This window comes from Sphingobacterium sp. UBA6317, from assembly GCF_002440385.1.
In the GTDB taxonomy this organism is placed as follows: domain Bacteria; phylum Bacteroidota; class Bacteroidia; order Sphingobacteriales; family Sphingobacteriaceae; genus Sphingobacterium; species Sphingobacterium multivorum.
In genome coordinates this window covers 1-3,843 of sequence record NZ_DJTD01000059.1, presented here as the reverse complement: position 1 = coordinate 3,843, position 3,843 = coordinate 1, and the positions used below count along the sequence as shown (strand labels likewise).

Sequence of the window (3,843 nt, the reverse complement as noted above, 5' to 3'; positions counted from 1 at the left end):
GCACTGAACAAGCACTGAACGAACACCGAACAAGCACTGTTAAAAAGACGAATTTGATTCCTCCGTATTTCTAATTTTCTGCAACTAAAAATTAAAAGAAAAAAGGAAGAAGCTGCGATTACGAAGCAAAAAGATCGCTGTTCTGTAATAATAGGTCATTTTAACGGGAAGATGAACTAGCGCACAGCATTGTGCTCCAAAAAATGTATGTTTTTTAAGTTTTTTTATTAATTTCAACCTATTATTTAATCCCTGATGGACGACTGTTTTTCAGTTCCATCGCCAAACTAAATCTAAATGAAAACAGAAGACGAAAAGTATTGTGTAGAGTGCGGTAAGTTAATCAATATCAAGGCGGAGGTGTGCCCATTTTGTGGTGTGAGACAGCCTATTTTTTATGCTAACCAACCTTTTCAACAGCAAAACAACACCTTTCAGGATGACAGGTGGTTACCAGCACTGTTATTTTGTTTTTTTCTCGGCCCTTTTGGAGCGCATCGATTCTACTTGGGGCAAATTGGTACTGCTGTTATTCAGCTGCTTACCTTGGGGGGATGTGGTATCTGGTATCTAATCGATTTGATTATGATTATTGTCGGAAAATATAAAGATGCCAACGGTAATTATATCAAGAGTCCAATTAACAATAATTAATGATTTCGCTCGTCCTGAAATACCTTAAATGTCATTGGATATATTCGTTGGTGCTAGGGTATTTCGGGATTGCCATTGGCTTGTATCTTTTTACAGATATCCATATCCTTATTCCCTGTCTTTGGAAGAGTATCAGTGGTTCTGATTGTCCCGGTTGTGGGTTAACAAGAGCCTTTATCGCCTTGCTGCGGATGGAATGGCAAGAAGCTTGGTTAGAAAACCCGCTGATTTATATGCTTGTCCCATTATTGACTGTGCTGATTTTGAGGGACTTTATTCGGTTTCGGGAAGTCCAATCAATGGAAGGATAAAAAAATAAAAAATGTTTTCACTTTATAAGTGATATGTCGTAACTTTGTCTCCCGTGAAAATTAAAGTAGAGTCTTTACTGGTAGGTGCCTTAGGAAACGGTTTGTCAATCGTAATGATGCATTGTTAATTGATATTTAGCCCATTTGAGGGCTTTTTTTATATCCAGTCAAGAAGGCTTTAAAATTCATAAAAGTAAGGATACACATTTTTATAATATTACATCGATAATGACCAACTACAGCAAATTGCCTGCAATTTTAGTTTTAGAAGATGGTACAGTTTATCACGGTAAAGCCGCTGGTAAAATTGGTACGACTACTGGGGAGATCTGTTTTAATACAGGAACAACCGGTTATCAAGAGATTTTTACAGATCCATCTTATTTTGGACAAATCATGGTAACGACCAATGCGCATATTGGTAACTATGGTATTGATGCGGATGATACCGAATCAAATCAAATTCAGATTGCTGGATTAGTTTGTAAAAACTATAACATCAACTACAGCCGCAAAATGGCTGATGAATCGATCCAAAGCTACTTTGAGGAAGGAAATTTAGTTGGTATTTCTGATGTGGATACCCGTTCATTAGTGCGCCATATTCGTGATAAGGGGGCGATGAATGCGATTATTTCTTCAGAAACATTGGATGTTGAAGAATTAAAACGTCAATTGGCGGAGGTTCCTTCAATGGATGGTCTTGAATTGTCTTCGAAAGTAACGACAGCTGAGCCTTATTTCTTCGGTAATGAAAATGCTTCGTTGCGTGTTGCAGTTTTGGATTTGGGAATCAAGAAAAATATCTTGCGCAATTTTGAGGCTCGTGATGTATATACAAAGGTTTTTCCTGCGAAGACAACATTTGAAGAAATGGAGCAGTGGAATCCGGATGGTTATTTCATTTCCAATGGTCCTGGCGATCCAGCACCGATGGATTATGCTATCGAGACTGTAAAAGCTATTTTAAACGCAAATAAACCGATGTTTGGTATTTGCTTAGGTCACCAGATTTTAGCATTGGCAAATGGCATCCGCACAAGCAAGTTGCATAATGGACACCGTGGTATCAACCACCCCGTGAAGAACATTATCGCCAACCGTTGTGAAATTACGTCGCAGAACCACGGTTTTGGAGTTGTGGCTGAAGATATCCAAAATTCTGAGAACGTCGAAATTACACACGTCAATTTGAACGATCAGTCTATTGAAGGTATCCGTATCAAAGGACAGAAAGCATTTTCGGTGCAATATCATCCAGAATCATCCCCGGGTCCACATGACTCGCGCTACTTGTTTGATGATTTTGTAGCAATGATCAAAAACTAAATTGCACAATATTCTATAAAAAACCCTTCAGATTTTGAAGGGTTTTTTATTGTTTTTAGTTGAACAGTTATGCCGATGGAGCATATTTTATTTCATAATAAATAGGGGAATAAATACATTTTTTATTATATTTGATTGTGAAAAATGTCTGTAGATAAGAGTGTGTCTTATCTACACTAAGTAATGAAAATAAATTATAGTCTAATAAAGAGATGAGTTTAATTATCGATGTTCATGCGCGTCAAATTTTGGATTCGCGCGGTAACCCTACAATTGAGGTAGATGTTACTACACAAAATGGTTTTGTTGGTCGTGCAGCTGTTCCTTCAGGTGCTTCAACTGGTATTCACGAAGCAGTAGAATTACGTGATGGTGACAAGTCAAAATATCTAGGAAAAGGTGTTTTGAAAGCTGTTGAGAATGTAAACACTAAAATTGCAAAAGCGCTAGAAGGTGTAGATGTTTTCGAGCAAAATGCCATCGATAAAATCATGATTGATTTAGACGGTAGCGAAAATAAAGGAAACTTAGGCGCAAATGCTATTTTAGGAGTTTCTTTAGCTGTAGCGAAAGCTGCTGCACAAGAGTCACGTCAACCATTATACCGTTATATCGGTGGTGTAAATGCGAACACGTTACCTATTCCTATGATGAATATCATCAATGGTGGTTCACACTCTGATGCACCTATCGCATTTCAGGAATTTATGATCATGCCTGTGGGTGCGCCTTCATTCTCTGAGGCTTTGCGTTGGGGTACTGAGGTTTTCCATACGTTGAAAAAAATCTTACATGACAGAGGTCTTTCAACTGCAGTAGGTGATGAAGGTGGTTTCGCGCCAACTTTTGAAGGTACTGAGGATGCCATCGAAACAGTTTTGAAAGCGATTGAAATTGCCGGTTACAAACCTGGTCAAGATGTTTGTTTAGCGTTGGATTGTGCTTCTTCTGAGTTCTACAAAGATGGTAAATACGATTATACTAAATTTGAAGGTGATAAAGGAGCTGTGCGTTCTAGCGAAGAGCAAGCAAGCTATTTGGCTGAATTAACAGCTAAATACCCTATTATTTCTATAGAAGATGGTATGGCTGAAGATGATTGGGCTGGTTGGAAAACATTGACTGACAAAATCGGTGACCATGTTCAATTAGTAGGTGATGATCTTTTTGTTACCAATACAAAACGTCTTCAACAAGGAATCGATACTCATACAGCAAACTCAATTTTAGTGAAAGTAAACCAAATTGGTTCATTGACTGAAACAATCAATGCGGTTACTTTAGCTCAAAATTCTGGTTACACTTCTGTGATGTCACACCGTTCGGGCGAGACTGAAGATGCGACTATCGCTGACTTAGCTGTAGCACTGAACTGCGGTCAGATTAAAACTGGTTCTGCTTCACGTTCTGATCGTATGGCTAAATACAACCAATTGTTACGTATTGAGGAGGAATTGGGTGGTAATGCACGTTTCATCGGTAAAAACTTTAAATACGCTAAAAAATAAGCGAAAGCTTATTTTTTATATAAAAGAGGCTGTCTCAAAAA

At 38.1% G+C, this 3,843-nt stretch carries 4 protein-coding genes; all 4 read left to right on the top strand.

Annotation, left to right across the window (positions count from 1 at the left end):
- The first annotated feature begins 297 nt into the window (after nucleotides 1-297).
- The 4 genes from B3E92_RS19650 to eno all read left to right on the top strand — a co-directional run bounded on the left by B3E92_RS19650 (nucleotide 298) and on the right by eno (nucleotide 3,802).
- A complete protein-coding gene (locus tag B3E92_RS19650; protein ID WP_046675450.1) occupies nucleotides 298-654 on the top strand; it encodes a TM2 domain-containing protein in 357 nt (118 codons plus the stop codon).
- Nucleotides 654-965 carry a DUF2752 domain-containing protein gene (locus tag B3E92_RS19645; protein ID WP_115050671.1) on the top strand — a complete coding sequence of 104 codons (312 nt, stop codon included), beginning with the start codon at nucleotides 654-656 and terminating at the stop codon, nucleotides 963-965. Before B3E92_RS19650 ends, B3E92_RS19645 begins: the two co-directional genes overlap by 1 nt.
- A 228-nt stretch (nucleotides 966-1,193) precedes the next feature.
- Entirely contained in the window at nucleotides 1,194-2,294 is a 1,101-nt protein-coding gene (carA, locus tag B3E92_RS19640; protein WP_112376111.1) for a glutamine-hydrolyzing carbamoyl-phosphate synthase small subunit, read from the top strand.
- A 212-nt stretch (nucleotides 2,295-2,506) separates the two neighbouring features.
- Nucleotides 2,507-3,802: a phosphopyruvate hydratase gene (gene eno, locus B3E92_RS19635; protein WP_046675452.1), complete on the top strand. Its 1,296-nt coding sequence runs from the start codon at nucleotides 2,507-2,509 to the stop codon at nucleotides 3,800-3,802.
- The last annotated feature ends 41 nt before the right edge of the window (nucleotides 3,803-3,843 follow it).